The following is a 16,235-nucleotide window of genomic DNA, read 5'->3' as shown; positions in this document are numbered from 1 at the left end:
TCTTATGCATTTTCAAGACTTAGTTCTGATTTTTTCTGCAGAATAAAGTTTTTAGTCAGCTGATTTACTTCCAGATAGACAAAATAATCCAGACAATTAAAAGCTTCATCATAAAAAGCCTGAGTGGACAGCTGTGCCTGCATGTTCAGATAAACATCAAAAAGTTTTGGAATGCGTTCATCCTGCTGGAAACTATACTGCGGGTATGGCGGCTCAAATGCCTGCTGAGACTGAATATTGCAGATAGATTGCTGCGGCAATGCCTTGATATGCTGATGAGTATAATACGCCCGTGACTCATTGCCTTGCATGCGAATGCTGACACAACCTATTAAATATTTGGCCCGCATCTCCTCCACGATTTTAGGTAACAGATTCGTCCATAGTACCGAAAGAGCCTTTCCAGAGCGGTAACGCGAGTGCACACAAGTTCGCCCGATTTCGACGATATTATCCAAGTGGCTGAACGCTTGAACAATTTTAAATTCCTGCTGGCTATAGCTCTGTTTTAATTCATGGCCTTGAAACAGTTTTAAGCGCGTATAAGCAACAATTTCATTACTCCATTTATCCCGCAATAGCGCATGTTCACAGCCAAAATCATACAAGTCCTGATCCAGGCCAGATTCAAACTGAATGCCAAACTGCTGTGAAAACTGCATTGCCCGGAAACGCTGAGCTTCCTGTAAAGTTTTTAAATCTTCAATCCATTCAAACTTATATGGAGAGCTTGTAACCAAACCTTTTTGAAAGGGAAATTCAGAATTTTTATCATATTTATTCAACTGATCAAACATTTTATAAGACCTTGCTTTTGTTATTGTTCTACACTAGGCAATCAAGATGACATTATTATGATCAAATAACAACAAATCCAAAACAAAAAGCCTCATTAAAATGAGGCTTATTTATATTAGCTTACAATTTATTGCAAAGGGTCGTTCCGATTAAACCTTTTTCGAATGAGTGCGGTTGGTAATTAAAGTACCTACCCCGTGATCAGTAAAAATTTCCAGTAAAGTGGCATGTGGAACACGGCCATCCACAATGTGCGCGCTCACTACACCGCCTTTGACAGCATCCAGTGCACAGCCCACTTTCGGAATCATGCCGCCATAAATCACGCCGGTTTCAATTAAACGGTCGACTTCCTGAGTGGTCAAGCCTGTCAGCAGGTTTTTATTTTCGTCGAGTACACCGGTGATATTGGTCAGAAGAATCAGTTTCTCTGCGCCTAAAGCTTCAGCCACTTTACCCGCCACCAAATCGGCATTGATGTTATAGGTATTGCCTTCTTCATCTACACCCAACGGTGCGATGACTGGAATAAAATCACCCTGGGTAAACATTTCCAGAACGTCAGTTTTCACCCCAACCACTTCACCCACCAGGCCAAGGTCAATCTGCTTGACCATGCCATCTTCAGCAGTTTTTTCCATCAATAACTTCTGGGCACGTAACAGGTTGCCATCTTTACCGGTCAGACCAATGGCACGACCGCCATGTTGGTTGATCAGATTGACGATGGATTTATTCACGCTACCGCCCAGGACCATTTCCACCACTTCCATGGTTGCAGGGTCAGTGACGCGCATGCCATCAATACGGTCAGATTCGCGGCCTAACTGTTTCAAGAACGAATCGACTTGTGGACCGCCACCATGCACCACGATTGGATTCAAACCGACCGTTTTCAACAATACAATGTCACGCGCGAACGAGCTTTCCAGCTCCGGATCGGTCATTGCGTTGCCACCATATTTCACTACTAGCGTCTTACCTGCAAAACGTTGAATGTACGGCAAAGCTTCTGTCAAAATTTGTGCTTTGTCGATGCCAGTATGCTGATGTGGCATTCGCCTCTCCTTATTGAGCATCTAAAATGTCTTGTGCGATTTGAGGATATCGGTCACTTAACATGGAAACAAATGTATGTCGAATATCGTTTAATCTTACAGGATTATCCGCATCAAAACGCACTGTAAAATATTCGCCGGTATTCGATGCTCGAATAATGCCAAATCCATCTTCAAAATCAAGTCGTACCCCATCAATTTTACTTAACTGGGCACCAAAATCCTGACTTTTCATTTCCACGTCATGCAATACCGCCTTCGGCTCCATATTATGCGTACTGATATAGGTATCTTCAGTGCAACAACGTTCCGGATATGCCTTTAAGGCCTGGGACAGGGTTAAATCAGCCTGCTGGTCAAGATATTCAAGTACCCTTAATGCAGCATACAAGCCATCATCATAGCCAAAACCGCGCCCGTCATTAAACACATAATGACCTGCATATTCTCCGCCAAACACGGCTTTGCCCTGGGACTGCGATATATAGGTCCGTAAAAAAGAACTTCCGGTACGGATCATTTTGGCCTGACCGCCCAGATGACGCACGGTATTTCCCACCATGGTCGAACATTTGACATCAAAAACCACTTCATGACCGGGATGCGTTTTCAGACACATTTCTGAAAATAGCGACAACAACCGGTCTGCGGAGATTGTAGTGCCATGTTCATCAATCAACACGACTCTATCGCCATCGCCATCCAGCGCAATACCGATATCGGCCTGCTGTTCAAGCACGGCCTGCTTTAACTCTGCCAGATTTTTCTCTTGTGACGGATCGGGTTCGTGATCAGGAAAATGGCCATTGGCCTCACAGCGAATGAGCGTCAGTTCACAGCCCATTTTTTTGAGCACCAAAGCCGCACAGCGTCCGGCTGAACCATTCAGGCCCTCCAGTACTACCTTAAAAGGTCGCTTTAGCTGGATATCTTTTAATAGCGCATGTTGATATTCAAGGCAGTACTTCACCACAATTTCATGTTGAATCGGTTCAATCAGTATTTTTTCTTCTGGATTAAAAACCGAACGAGCTGCGACAGCCACTTGTTGAATCTGCTCTGGACAAGGCGGTTCGCCCTGAATAATCCACTTCACGCCATTATCTGTTTTAGGATTATGGCTGGCTGTGAGCATAATGCCATTACCGTCAAACTGACGGGCAATAAAATATAAAAGTGGTGTCGAACAACAACCAATAATTGTGGCATGCAGCCCTTTTTCTGCACACACTTGTCTGATGATTTCTGCATATTGGGGACTGGTCAAGCGCGCATCATACCCAATAGCCAGTTGGGTCTGTCCTGACTTTTGATATTGCATCACCAATCCATAGGCAATGGCTTTGACAAGCTCAGGAGTCAAAAGTGATATTTTTCCACGAATATCATAGGCACGAAAAATTTGTGCTGGGAATTTTTTATTTTCAAAATTCATGATGACATTTTCTACTTTAGAATAACCCATAAAATAAAAATTTTATGGCATGCTGGATTAGCTCAGTATTCACAACCAGGGCATCATCTTATTAAATGAGAAGATTAACATTCTAAAAGCATTTCATATTTTTAAGCAATGGTAAAAAATTTTTACAAATTTACTTAATGGATCCGCTATTTGGTTGATAAATATATAATTTATGCTGCTAAAAAACAAAAGCATTCAAATAAATTTAATTTAAAAACAATTATCTACAAAAAAAATAAAAACATTATTCCGAGTATACACCCATATTCAAATCAGACTTATAGTTTTGAAATCAAATGATTGCTGATTCTTTGTTTTATAAAGAATATTTTATTCACCCTATCCAGATTTAAGAATAAAACCTGATACAGACAAATCCCACCGTTGTATTCATCAGGCTTTATTCACTTATGCTAAATCAGGGTTTAGCCTTTACCCGTATGGCCAAACCCGCCAGCACCGCGTTCTGTTGCTTCAAATTCATTGACAATATCAAACTGCGCCTGAACAACAGGAACAAGTACATACTGTGCTAAACGTTCACCCGGTTGCAAGGTAAATGCTGTTTGGCTACGGTTCCATACCGATACCATCAACTCACCTTGATAATCTGAATCGATTAAACCGACTAGATTACCTAAAACAATCCCATGTTTATGGCCCAAACCTGAACGCGGCAAAATTAAACCGGCAAAATTTGTATCTTCAATATAAATAGCCAAACCGGTTTTTACCAATACTGTTTGGCCCGGTTCAATCACAGTCGCTTCATCGACACAAGCACGCAAGTCCAAACCTGCTGAACCCGAAGTCGCATAGGTAGGCATTGGCCATTCATTGCCTAAACGTGTATCGAGTACTTTCACTTGAACTTTCATTTGTTTTTCCTAATTGTATGGTTTAAATGTTGCATGGTTTAAATGGTGAATTAACGCTTGATCAGCGCACGTAAATTTTCCAGATAATGCTGTGCCTGCAATTTGGGGTCAATATTGCCGGCCAGTTTTTTCTTGCGACCCAGCCATTCCAGCTCATCTTGCGGCAATTCATCCAGGAAACGGCTTGGTGTCATCTGTTTCATCTGGCCACCCGCTTTACGCTGCTCGGCCAGCGTAATGGTCAAGCCTTGACGGGCACGGGTAATGCCCACGTACATCAAACGGCGTTCTTCTTCCACGGTTTCGGCTGCAATCGAGTTTTTATGCGGCAGAATTTCCTCTTCCAGACCAATCAGATACACATAAGGAAACTCAAGACCTTTGGACGCATGTAAAGTCAACAAATTGACTTTATCGGTATCTTCTTCTTCCTGCTGCTGCTCGAGCATATCCAGCAGCACCATTTTACGAATCACACTTTCAATATTCTTGTCATCAACATCTTCGGCACGGTTAATCAGACTTTGAATACTGCTATACAGCACTTCAATATTATCCAGCTTGGTTTTTTCCTGTGCTGGGGTTGCTGCATTTTCTTTAATGTAATCAATATATCCCGCTTCCTGCATCATCTGGCGAATAATGGGTACAGGCTCGTCGTCATCCAGCAGATTTCGGGTAAAATTGCCAATAAAATCGGCAAATTCAGCCAGTTGTGTAGTGGCTTTTTTCGGAATTGCCATCGTTAAACGCTGATCGCCTGCTGCTGCCAACAGCGATAAGTGATTTTCTTGCGCAAACAGACCCAATTTTTCCAAAGTCACCGGACCAATAGCACGTTTCGGCGTGTTAATAATCCGTAAAAATGCGCTGTCATCTTCAGGGTTAATAATCAGACGCAAATAACTCATGATGTCTTTAATTTCTGCGCGCGCAAAGAAAGACTGGCCGCCAGAAAGCTTGTAGGGAATCTGCATTTGTCGCAGCTGGGTTTCTAAAATACGAGCCTGAAAATTGCCGCGATACAAAATCGCGTAATCTTTCCAGTTTTTCCCATTCATCAGTTTATGGGTGATCAGGTCCTTGACCACACGTTCGGATTCATCATCATCATTACGGCAGGTAATCACGCGAATCACTTCACCGTGACCTTTATCCGACCAGAGCTTTTTATCAAAGATATGCGGGTTATTGCCAATCACCGTATTTGCAGCCTTCAGGATACGGCTGGTCGAACGGTAATTTTGTTCTAATTTAATGACTTTTAGATTCGGAAAATCTTCTTTCAACAAAGCCATATTTTCAGGCTTTGCTCCGCGCCATGCATAAATGGACTGGTCATCATCACCTACCGCCGTGAACTGTCCCATCACTCCGACCAGCAGTTTCACCAGAATATACTGTGCCGTATTGGTATCCTGATATTCGTCGACCAAGAGATAACGCACCCGGTTCTGCCATTTGTCCCGAACTTCGGCATTTTCCTGCAACAAACGGGTCGGCATCACGATCAGATCATCAAAATCCACCGCATTATAGGCACGCAAATTACGCTCATAGAGCTGATATAAATGCGCAAACTGTACATCTTCGGCGGTTTCACAGGTGGTGTGAGCTTGTTCCGGTGGAATCAGGTCATTCTTCCAGTCCGAAATCATCTTCATGGCTTTGGCAATCAGCTCTTTACTTTCTGCACCGGACAAATTATCACGGTGCATTAAATCCATCAGGATGCGCTTACAATCATCGGCATCCAGAATAGAAAAATTATTTTTTAATGGCGTATGTTTGAGTTCCAATCGTAGCAAATTCAGACCAAAGGTATGGAAGGTCGAAACGGACAGACCTTTGGCTTCCTCACGAGACAATAATTTACCGACACGCTCCTTCATTTCGCGTGCTGCCTTATTGGTAAAGGTCATGGCAGTAATACGATGCGCCGGAATACCGCAATTCTTAACCAGATGTGCGACTTTTCGCGTAATCACCGAGGTTTTACCAGAACCAGCCCCTGCAAGTACTAACAAGGGTCCTTGAGTATATTTCATGGCTTCAAGTTGCTTGTCATTGAGTTGACTTGCCGACGACATAGTATTTCCTCGTATTGATTGGAGCTCGATTATAGTCATCTGCGCCAAACTTGCATAACCTAAAATACAAATTTGACATTCATAAAAAAACCACCCGAAGGTGGTCTTTTCAATTCAGCATGCATTCATGAAGAATTATTGAACCGCGTAAATGCTGATTTCTACACGGCGGTTTTGTTCCCGGCCTTCAGCAGTCGCATTTGATGCAATCGGGTTCGCTGAACCTTGACCTTGTGCATTAATACGCGTACGTGCCACGCCCTGACCGGCAAGATAGTTCGCTACAGATTGAGCACGTGCTTGAGACAATGGAATGTTAATCGAGTCATTACCAGTGCTGTCTGTATAACCTGTTACAAGAATACCGCTCTTGTTGTCTTCAGTCAGTGTTTGCGCAACCTTGTTCAAAGTCGCGTAGAAGTTAGGTTTGATATTTGACTTGTTGGTATCAAAAGTAATGTTACCCGGCATAATCAAGCCAACCGAACCATCCGGATTACGTGTAACGTCTACACCAGTACCCGCCATTTGTTGACGTAATTTTTTCTCTTTATTGTCAAGGTAAACACCCGCTGCACCACCTACTACTGCACCAATTGCAGCTGCACGGTTATTTTGCGCGCTTGTATTTGCATTACCTTTAGAAATACCATAACCAGCAGCTGCACCAACCAATGCGCCAATTGCTGTTTTATCGTATTCCATACCGCCTGTACTACCGGCAGTTTGACAGCCAGATAGAACTAATGCCCCTGCTACCGCTGCTGAAATTGCTAGTGCACGCATCGCATGCCTCCTTCTTGTGTTTTATCGTATGGTGGAATAATGAATTAAAAAAAATGGGCATACCATTGATTTTTTGTAAATAATACATGCATTAGTTACATTTTGTAATATTTATTGCGGATCTTAAGAATAACTTCCGCACAATTTCTTCATACTTGTATGAATAGACTTTTTTATTTTAAATTCTGCAATTATATTCAATACTGAATAAAAACCTTCGATGATTTTCTATTAAGGCCGTTTTTTATATGTCATCTCAAAATACCAAGCAACCGATATTAAAAAAAATATCTCGCGGGCTTACTGTCGGTTCGGTCATTACCGGAAGCACTTTTTTTCATGGGCCACCCGTACTCGCATTGGGATTAACCAAACTCATTAAAAAATCACGCAAAGTAGATGAAACCAACATTAAAATTACCAACAGCTGGCTCAGTGTCAACAATTGGCTAATCGAGCATATATTACCCAACTTAAAGTGGGATATCACGATTGAAGAAGGTTTAGAGCTCAGTATGCAAGGCCGTTACCTGATGACCTGTAACCATCAAAGCTGGGTGGATACTACAGTAAATCAGTACTTTGGTTTAACCCGCATGCCACTTACCCGTTTCTTTACCAAATGGGAGCTGATCTTTATTCCTTTTGTCGGGCAAGCCTTTAAAATTTTAGGTTTCCCGATGATGAAGCGTCATAGCAAGGAACAGATTGCCAAAAATCCGGAACTGAAAACCCGTGACATGGAAGAATCGCGTAAGGCCTGTGAACAGTTATTAAGTCAACCGTTTACCTTATTGAACTATCTGGAAGGTACGCGTTTTACGCCAGAGAAACATGCGCAGCAGCAATCTCCTTACAAACATTTGCTTAAACCTAAAGCCGGCGGGTTGGCCCTGGCGCTGAATATTTTAGGCGACAAGATTGATGCGCTGGTTGACATGACCATTGTTTATCCGGATGGGGCACCGGGTTATGGCGATTTCTGGCTAGGCGAAGTCAATCGCATTGCGGTGAATTTGCGTAAAATTGAAATTCCAGGCTGGGTATTGGGCGGTAATTATGAAGATGATGCTGAATATCGTGAACGTTTTCAGCAATGGGTTCATACGCTATGGACTGAAAAAGACCAGCTGATTGAACGCATGCAGCAAGAGTTGGCAGCAAAAGCTTAAACACACGCAAGGAAAAAAATGAAGCAAGACGATCAGATCACATCCCCCACCTTTTCTTTTGTAAAAAAAGGCACCTGGGGATGGAAAGTGGCACTGGGCTATGACATTTTCATGATGGTTCTGATCATCATCAACCTGTTCTGTCTCAGTGCCAATGCCATCCTGATGAGTGATTTCGGTGGCTGGCTGTTTGACTTCATTCATCTTCCTGAACTGCTGCAGTTTTACCGTAACTCATTGCGTCCCTGGGTCATCATTACAGAAAGCTGGTTTACCAGTTTTCTGGTGATTGAGCTGCTGGTTCGCTGGGCCATTGCGATTATTGCGCAGCATCATAAACGCTGGTTTTTCTTTCCTTTTATACACTGGTATGAAATTCTATCGATTATTCCGCAGCTGCGTTTTTTACGTTTATTACGTGCCGGGGCCATCGCCTACAATCTGTACCAGCATGGTTATAAAGTTATTCCGGACGCCTGGTATCGGCGGGCCAAATTTTATTACCACATGTTGCTTGAAGAACTCACCAGCCGTATTGTACTTACGGTTTTAGATGGCATAAAACGTGAACTTTCCACCAGTACCACACATAAAAAACTGATTGAAGATCTGGTTGCCCATCACCGTGACATGTTTGCCACTGCCCTGGCGGATATTTTGCAAGAATCTTTGGGCAAAGAGCTGCAAGCGCAAAAAATCATGATTGCTGAAAATGTCGGCGATATTGTCAATCGCGCCATTGAAGACACTCCTGAACTCACCCAGTTATTGCGCCTGATTCCGATTGTGGGAGGGCGCATAGAACAACAGATCCAGAGCATCGGACAACGCTTGGGAGAAAACATCACGCTGGGGCTGATTGAACCTTTTGCATATGGTCATAAAAATGAAAAAAATCTGGCATATTTAGAAATTTCAAATAAAATCAGCCAAATACAATTTGAAAATAATACCCATGTAGAAAAACTGGTGGAATCGGCTGTTTTTGAGAGTTTAGAAGCCATTCGCAAGCAAGTGAAAGTAAAACAATGGCAACAAATTCTGGAACAGCATGATCAAGTTAAAGAATGATCATGAGATTAAAAATATTGAAAACGTGGCTAGAGAAAAGCTGCAATTTGTTCTAGCATTTGCTCTATTTACAACATCACTTCGACATAAAATTAATGAGTCAGAAGTCTTAAGGAATAATTATGGCTGATATACGGATTACAGGCAGAATGGTTAATTTTACCCGATTAACTTTTGACACCAATGATCACAATGCAATCCGCCAGCAATTGACTCAAATGCTTCAAGAGACTGCTTCTCATGGCACGCTGGTCATTATTGACAGCACGGTAGAACAGGAGCTGATCGCACTGATTCAGTTATTGATCAGTCTGGACTTACAGCCGATGGGCGTGATTGACGGCATTCTTTCCAATGAAGCACGTGCCATTCAGTTTCCTATTCTGCCCGCAGACAACAAACCCTTACAACGGATTAAAGCCACGAAAGAACAAGTGGTTGAGGCCAAGCCTGAAGTTGAGCCTGCCCCAACCCAAGACACCGACGAAGCGCCTGCAAAACCAAGTCGTGTCATCAGCCATGTGACTTCTTATCACGATGAAATTTTGCGTACCGGTCAATGCCTGGTCCAGGATCATGGCGATATTATTCTCAATGCCGGGATCAATAGCGGCTCTGAAGTCATTGCTTCAGGAAATATACATATTTATGGTAGCGCACGTGGTAGAGTCATCGCCGGCGCAGGCGGGAACGGTGCAGCACGTATTTTCTGCCATTCCCTGGAAGCAGAACTGGTATCGATTGCAGGGACATATTGTGTGGCGGATGACATTCCACAGCATGTCCTGAAAAAATCTGTCCATATTTACTTGAATGATCATCAAGAACTTGTATTTGAAGTTCTCGAGTTTTAATGTATAAATAAACACCAAAAGCCCCATATTTAAAAAGGGGTTTGAACCATAACAGGAGTGGATTCGGTGGCGAAAATTGTTGTCGTAACATCAGGCAAAGGTGGTGTAGGTAAAACTACTACAAGTGCATCTTTTGCAACAGGTTTAGCCCTTCGTGGTCACAAAACTGTTGTGATCGACTTTGACGTGGGTTTACGTAACCTGGATTTAATCATGGGTTGTGAACGTCGCGTTGTTTATGATTTTGTGAATGTATTGAATAACGAAGCGCGTCTTCAACAAGCGCTTATTCGTGACAAAGATATTGAAAATTTATACATTTTGCCTGCATCACAAACCCGTGACAAAGATGCCTTGACCGATGAAGGTGTTGCACGTGTTATGGATGAACTTTCTCAAGAATTTGATTACATTATTTGTGATTCACCTGCGGGGATCGAACGCGGTGCCATCATGGCCATGTACCATGCAGATGAAGCGATCATTGTGACCAACCCGGAAATTTCTTCGGTACGTGACTCTGACCGCATTATTGGTATGCTTGACAGCAAAACCAAAAAAGTAGAACAAAACGAAGGTCGTATCCGTAAGCATCTTTGTATTACACGTTTCAACCCTGAACGTGCCGATAAACAAGAAATGTTAACCATTGACGATATTTCTAAAGATATCTTACGTGTCCCTACACTGGGGGTTATTCCTGAATGTAAGAGCGTACTGCAAGCATCTAACGAAGGTAAACCGGTTATTCTGTTTACTGAAGAAGCTGCGGGTCAGGCTTATGATGACCTTGTAGCACGCTTCCTGGGTGAAGAACGTCCTTACCGTCACATTGAAGTCAAACCTAAAGGTTGGTTGGCAAGACTATTTGGAGCGTAAGAAATGGCAGGATTCTGGAGTAAACTGTTTAGTAGTGAGGATAAACCATCAAGCGCACAGACGGCTAAAGACCGCTTAAAAGTTATTGTTGCCTCTGAACAAGGTTTAGGCAAACGCTTAAGCCAGGAAAAGATTGACCTCATGAAAAAAGAAATCATGCAGGTGGTCAACCGTTATGTCCGCGGCGTAGATGAACAGCACATTCAAATGTCGGTTCGTTCTGAAGCCAATATTGAAATGTTAGAAATGAATATCAATTTGCCTGAAGAGCGATAATCCGAATTTTGATTAGTCAAGCAAATTGAATCAAGGCAAAATATGAGGCTTGCTGAACTGGTATTTTATCCCATTCAGCTCACTTGAAGCATAGCTTCAAGTCTTGCGACTAGGCAAAGCCTTAAAGCAGTGCTTTAAGTTTGCTGGTCTAGCCTCATATTTTGCCTTTTTTAATCCGTATACCAAGGAGATTGCGATGGCATTATCTCAGCCAGCAACGTTCAATGAAGAATGGTCAGATGAGCGTGTATTTGCCTACTTAACTCAGCTACCTCCTGCAGGCGTGAATGCTGATTTTCATGTGCTTTATCACGCATTCAAGCATATGCGTCCAAATGATTATGAGCGTTTACTGACTCAATTCGTTGCCGATGGCCGTGATGTCAATGCCACCAATCCTGAAGGTCAACGCATTCATGATGTGATTGCACAGTACCCGCGCCAAAGCGAAGGCTTCCTGGAAGTACTTGCCAAGTTTGCTTAAGTAATCCATAAAATACCTGGCAGTTTGCATAGAACAGCCAGGTATTTTTTTATCACACTCATTTTCTTTTAAGCGTTTTATTTTAAGCCAGCAAGAGCATCAATGCAGGAAAAGTCACGGCAAAACAGAGGGTCTGCAAGCTAATCACGGCCGCCATTAATCGATGATCGCCTTGATACACCCGGGTCAGAATATAAGAGGCAGAAGCGGTCGGCAAACTAAAAAACACCACCAGAATCATGCGCTCTAAATGACTTAGATGAAAAGCCCAACATACTGCAAATGCCAAAATGGGCATGATGAGCAAACGCCCAAACACATTCATCAATAAACGATAGATATTTGTTCTGAACTGATCAAATTGCAGTGCTGCACCGACTGACAGCAAGCCCAAAGGCAAACTCATGGCAGCCAGCAGTTTAAATAGCTGCTCAACACTTTGCATGACGCTCAAATCCAGAAGATTAAAACCTACACCTACAATACAGCCGAGAATTAACGGATTTTTGCTAATCGAAATAACGGTTTTTCCAAGAGTTTGCCAGCTCAAGGTCGATAATGCCAGTACCGATAAAATATTCACTAAAGGAATCGCGACAGCGATCAACATGGCAAACATTTGCATGCCTTTCGGTCCAAATAAAGATGCCATGAGCGACAGGCCGATATAGGTATTAAAGCGCACCTGGCTTTGCATATACACGCCAAAACGCTGTACCGGAATGTTATAGATTTTTTTGACCACAAAAAGAGCCATCGCTGCCAGCAAGATTATCAAAATCAAGATTCCCAGCATGCTCGATACGGTAGCCATATCCAGCTCGACATGAGATAAATTCAAAAAGAGCAAGCTAGGAAACAAGATAAAATAATTGAGCTTTTCAGAGTTTCCCCAAAATTCATCTGTGAGAAAACGCGTCTGTTTAAGTAGATATCCCATTGCAATCAAAATGATCAATGGAAATAGCGCCATGACAATATTCATGCTCTATCTGTATCCTTAATGAAATATTTCAGTCTTTTCCTGAGCTGCATGATACTTTTGTTTTTAATGAATATTCACTTAATTTACCTGATATCTTCCAATTGTGCTCAAGAAAAAGGCCTGCATTTGCAGGCCTTTGGAAGATATTTACACTTAAATTAAAATATCACGTTTACCGTTGGCACCCATACCGCTGACGATGCCATTTTCTTCCATCTGGTCAATGATGCGTGCAGCACGGTTATAACCCAGGCTAAACTTGCGCTGTAGCGAAGAAGTGGATGCCTTGCGGGTTTCCAGCACAAAAGATACACATTGGTCATAAAGCGCATCACGGTCTGAACCACCATCACCCTCTTCAAAACCACGTGAAGTAGGCTCTTCATCATAAGGCGTCAGAATCTCATCCACGTAATTTGGTTCACCACGCTCCCGCCAAGCATCACAAATACGGTTCACTTCGTCATCGGCAATAAAGGCGCCGTGCACACGTTCGGGTTCAATCTTGCCTGGGCCGAGGAACAGCATGTCACCATGACCTAGCAAGTCCTCTGCACCACCAGCATCCAGAATGGTCCGCGAGTCAATTTTCGAGTTCACACGTAGTGCTACGCGGGTTGGAATATTGGCTTTAATCAAACCGGTGATCACATCCACCGAAGGACGTTGGGTCGCAAGCAACAGGTGAATTCCCGCAGCACGAGATTTCTGCGCCAAACGGGTAATCATTTCTTCCGCTTTTTTACCCACCTGCATGATCATATCAGCGAATTCGTCCGCTACAATCACAATGGACGGCAATGGAGTCAGACGCGGTGCACGTTCGCCAACAACCGATTCGCTGGCTTTCCAGGTAGGATCAAACAGTTCTTCACCATTGGCAATTGCTTCTTCGACTTTGCGGTTATAGTCGCTGAGCTTACGGATCTTCAGAAAAGACATCAGCTTATAGCGACGTTCCATTTCATTCACACACCAGTTTAAGGCGCTGACCGCATCTTTCATGTCGGTCACGACCGGCGTCAATAAATGCGGAATATCATTATAGTTCGCCAGTTCCAGCTGTTTCGGGTCAATCAGGATCAGACGCAACTGATCAGGCGTGTACTTCAATAACATCGACAGAATCATCGAGTTTACCGCAACCGATTTACCCGAACCGGTTGTACCGGCGACCAGCATATGCGGCGCCTTACCCAGTTCGGTAATTACAGGATTACCCGAAATATCTTTGCCCATGGCCATAGAAAGAATGCCATTTGGATCTTCAAATTTTGGTGTTTTGACCAGTTCAATCAAACGAACCATTTCACGGCTGCTGTTCGGCACTTCAATTCCGATATAAGGCTTACCCGGAATGACCTCGACTACACGTACCGAAGCCATCGACATCGAACGTGCCAAGTCACGTGAAATATTGGTCACTTTAGAGGCTTTTACCCCCGGTGCCAAATCCAGCTCAAAACGCGTCACTACAGGACCGGGCTGTGCTTCTATCACTTTGGCCTTTACATTAAACTCTTGCAGTTTAATTTCCAGAAGTTCAGATAAACGGGCCAATTGCTCGGCAGTGAAATTCACCTTCTTGTTAGGGTCAACTTCATCCAGCAGCTCCAGACCCGGCAAAGGCGGCAAATCGCGACGTTTTTGTGCCACCTGCATGGCACGTGACATCGGGCGGCCCATTGCATCGGTTAAAGGCGCATCCAGATCAAAATCATCCTCATCCAACTCAAACTCGTCGACAGGTTTTCCAGCCGTTTCCTGCCAAACTTCACGGAAGGCATCTTTATTGGAAGCAATCAAGGCCTTTTCATCTTCGGAAATGGTGGATTGCGGCTGCAATTGAGTATTGATTTCTGCACGTACAAAGGCTGAGGATTGAGCATAACTACTTGTAGTACGTGCCACAGGCGCCGCTGGCTCCAAGTGATCTACCTGTAAATTATCTACCGGTAAATCATCGACCAGCAGATCATCCAGCTCATCAAACTCGTCATCCAATGCAGTATTTTTAGGCGTACTGTTGAGTTGTGGTGATGCCGCAATATTCACAGATGCCGCCGCCATCTTTTCTTCATGAATGACTGCTGCGGGTTCTGGATTTACAGGATTAAATGGCGTATGTACATCTGTAGCCGTTTTTCCACCCGGCACAGCGGCAAGCAATTCGTCAAAGATTTCGTCATCGTCCCAATCCAGGTTTTGCTTCGAGGTCTGGGGAGTTGTGGCGACAGGTTGCTCATGAACAAAGGCTTGTAAATGGTCATGTGGTGTATGAGGCCCAGATTCTTCAGCCGCTTTTAACAGCGCATCAATATCCTGTTTATGTTTCTGGTTGTCATCGGAATGTAAGGCACGCCAGACTTCACCTGTAGCCACGACACGCTGTGTATTCTGTTCCAGACGATGGGCTTTTTCTAAAATCTGTTCAAATTCTGCCTCGTCTTCATCATCCATCAGCTGTTGCTGTGCAGACTGCTCTCTTTCAACCATATCATTAAACAGGCGCTCTGCAGCCGGATCTCGAACGATTGGGGATAGTTCTACTTCCTTATGTTCCGCGACTACTGCTACTTTTTCTGTGGCTGTTTTTTGCTTGTTATTTAGCAATGATTTTTTGACTTCAGGATTTGTCCGGTCAAATGCAGATTCGGCTTCCGGCACATTTTTATAAAATAAGTCTTGTAAATAGGCAGGGGTTGCTCTAAGGGTGTCCCAGGTTTTGTTCCACTTCACCCCAAATGCAAAAGTGAATAACACAAACCAGAACAGTAGCAGGAAAAGGGTTGCGCCATAAATGGTTAAAATCTGGGTAAGGCTTTGCCCCAATTCATACCCAATGATACCGCCCGAAGAATTGTCCAGCGTATCTGCCGGCACCTGCCAATACAGATACAACAAACTTGCTGTCGCCAGCAAAATAAAGAACTGTGCAGCATAGCGAAAAGGCTTATTCAAAAAGCTATACGGCCACCAGACCTGAATTGCCTCAACAAACAGAAAAATTGGAATGAGCAGACTTGCCCAGCCTAAAAAACCGAACAGTAAATCTGCGATCCATGCCCCGGCAACCCCACTGGCATTCGACACCTGCTGGGTATCACTGGAAATGTGCATCCAGCCCGGATCAAAAGGCGTATAGGTCACTGTTGCAAGGAATAAATAAATTCCAAATGAGACTAAAAATAATGTCTTTATTAAGCGCTGTGCATAAACACTCGACACCGCAGTCATATACTGTCCTGTAACCAATTTTTCATTCATGTTTTGTAAGAAACTAAGACAAAATAGTTTCACAATAAACGCGTATTATGCACCTGTTCCACAAAAAAAGATGCAATATTATGTAGTGGCCGCTGCTTAGAAATATACCAGATTGAATATCTAGCACAGCACTGTTGTTCTATATAGCTCAAATCGATTTGCATGATCAATA

Annotated in this window: 14 protein-coding genes; 6 read left to right on the top strand and 8 right to left on the bottom strand. The window is 43.3% G+C overall.

The genetic code is table 11. The features are described 5' to 3' along the window. Positions 1-2: 2 nt before the first annotated feature. The 6 genes from ACPUEY_RS00545 to ACPUEY_RS00520 form a co-directional block, all read right to left on the bottom strand. A complete protein-coding gene (locus ACPUEY_RS00545) occupies positions 3-797 on the bottom strand; it encodes a GNAT family N-acetyltransferase (RefSeq protein ID WP_425120749.1) in 795 nt (264 codons plus the stop codon). 150 nt (positions 798-947) lie between these two features. Beyond that, on the bottom strand, positions 948-1,856 hold the full coding sequence (argB, locus tag ACPUEY_RS00540; RefSeq protein ID WP_425120748.1) for an acetylglutamate kinase: 909 nt from the start codon (positions 1,854-1,856) through the stop codon (positions 948-950). Between the two features lie 10 nt (positions 1,857-1,866). After that, the gene (locus ACPUEY_RS00535) at positions 1,867-3,291 is read right to left on the bottom strand and encodes a phosphomannomutase/phosphoglucomutase (RefSeq protein ID WP_425120747.1); all 1,425 of its coding nucleotides are present in this window, start codon (positions 3,289-3,291) and stop codon (positions 1,867-1,869) included. Positions 3,292-3,746: 455 nt separating this feature from the next. After that, positions 3,747-4,199 carry a dUTP diphosphatase gene (dut, locus tag ACPUEY_RS00530; RefSeq protein WP_166171142.1) on the bottom strand — a complete coding sequence of 151 codons (453 nt, stop codon included), beginning with the start codon at positions 4,197-4,199 and terminating at the stop codon, positions 3,747-3,749. A gap of 50 nt (positions 4,200-4,249) precedes the next feature. Beyond that, positions 4,250-6,289, bottom strand: coding sequence for a UvrD-helicase domain-containing protein (locus ACPUEY_RS00525; protein WP_092819842.1), 2,040 nt, complete (start codon positions 6,287-6,289; stop codon positions 4,250-4,252). Between the two features lie 135 nt (positions 6,290-6,424). Continuing rightward, complete coding sequence (locus tag ACPUEY_RS00520; protein WP_092819843.1) at positions 6,425-7,075, bottom strand: OmpA family protein; 651 nt, start codon at positions 7,073-7,075, stop codon at positions 6,425-6,427. A gap of 248 nt (positions 7,076-7,323) precedes the next feature. Between ACPUEY_RS00520 and ACPUEY_RS00515 the strand changes: the two genes are divergently transcribed. From ACPUEY_RS00515 to ACPUEY_RS00490, 6 genes are all read left to right on the top strand, one after another. Beyond that, on the top strand, positions 7,324-8,247 hold the full coding sequence (locus ACPUEY_RS00515; RefSeq protein WP_131274156.1) for an acyltransferase: 924 nt from the start codon (positions 7,324-7,326) through the stop codon (positions 8,245-8,247). An 18-nt stretch (positions 8,248-8,265) separates the two neighbouring features. After that, a complete protein-coding gene (locus tag ACPUEY_RS00510; RefSeq protein WP_425120746.1) occupies positions 8,266-9,318 on the top strand; it encodes a preprotein translocase subunit SecA in 1,053 nt (350 codons plus the stop codon). Positions 9,319-9,440: 122 nt separating this feature from the next. Beyond that, a complete protein-coding gene (minC, locus tag ACPUEY_RS00505; protein WP_425120745.1) occupies positions 9,441-10,172 on the top strand; it encodes a septum site-determining protein MinC in 732 nt (243 codons plus the stop codon). Positions 10,173-10,238: 66 nt separating this feature from the next. Next, positions 10,239-11,051, top strand: a complete 813-nt coding sequence (gene minD, locus ACPUEY_RS00500; protein WP_086196430.1) for a septum site-determining protein MinD — start codon at positions 10,239-10,241, stop codon at positions 11,049-11,051. Between the two features lie 3 nt (positions 11,052-11,054). Then, entirely contained in the window at positions 11,055-11,327 is a 273-nt protein-coding gene (gene minE, locus ACPUEY_RS00495) for a cell division topological specificity factor MinE (protein WP_086196431.1), read from the top strand. Positions 11,328-11,523: 196 nt separating this feature from the next. Then, positions 11,524-11,811, top strand: a complete 288-nt coding sequence (locus ACPUEY_RS00490; protein ID WP_086196432.1) for a PA4642 family protein — start codon at positions 11,524-11,526, stop codon at positions 11,809-11,811. A gap of 82 nt (positions 11,812-11,893) precedes the next feature. Here ACPUEY_RS00490 and ACPUEY_RS00485 read toward each other — a convergent pair whose 3' ends face one another. Both ACPUEY_RS00485 and ACPUEY_RS00480 read right to left on the bottom strand, forming a co-directional pair. Then, a complete protein-coding gene (locus ACPUEY_RS00485) occupies positions 11,894-12,796 on the bottom strand; it encodes an AEC family transporter (protein WP_395518920.1) in 903 nt (300 codons plus the stop codon). 153 nt (positions 12,797-12,949) lie between these two features. Further along, positions 12,950-16,033, bottom strand: a complete 3,084-nt coding sequence (locus ACPUEY_RS00480; protein WP_425120792.1) for a DNA translocase FtsK — start codon at positions 16,031-16,033, stop codon at positions 12,950-12,952. Between the last annotated feature and the right edge of the window lie 202 nt (positions 16,034-16,235).

The organism is Acinetobacter sp. G11, from assembly GCF_049808495.1.
Classification (GTDB): Bacteria; Pseudomonadota; Gammaproteobacteria; order Pseudomonadales; family Moraxellaceae; genus Acinetobacter; species Acinetobacter kookii.
The sequence above is the reverse complement of the archived record's forward strand: the minus strand, read 5'-3'. Positions and strand labels throughout refer to the sequence as shown.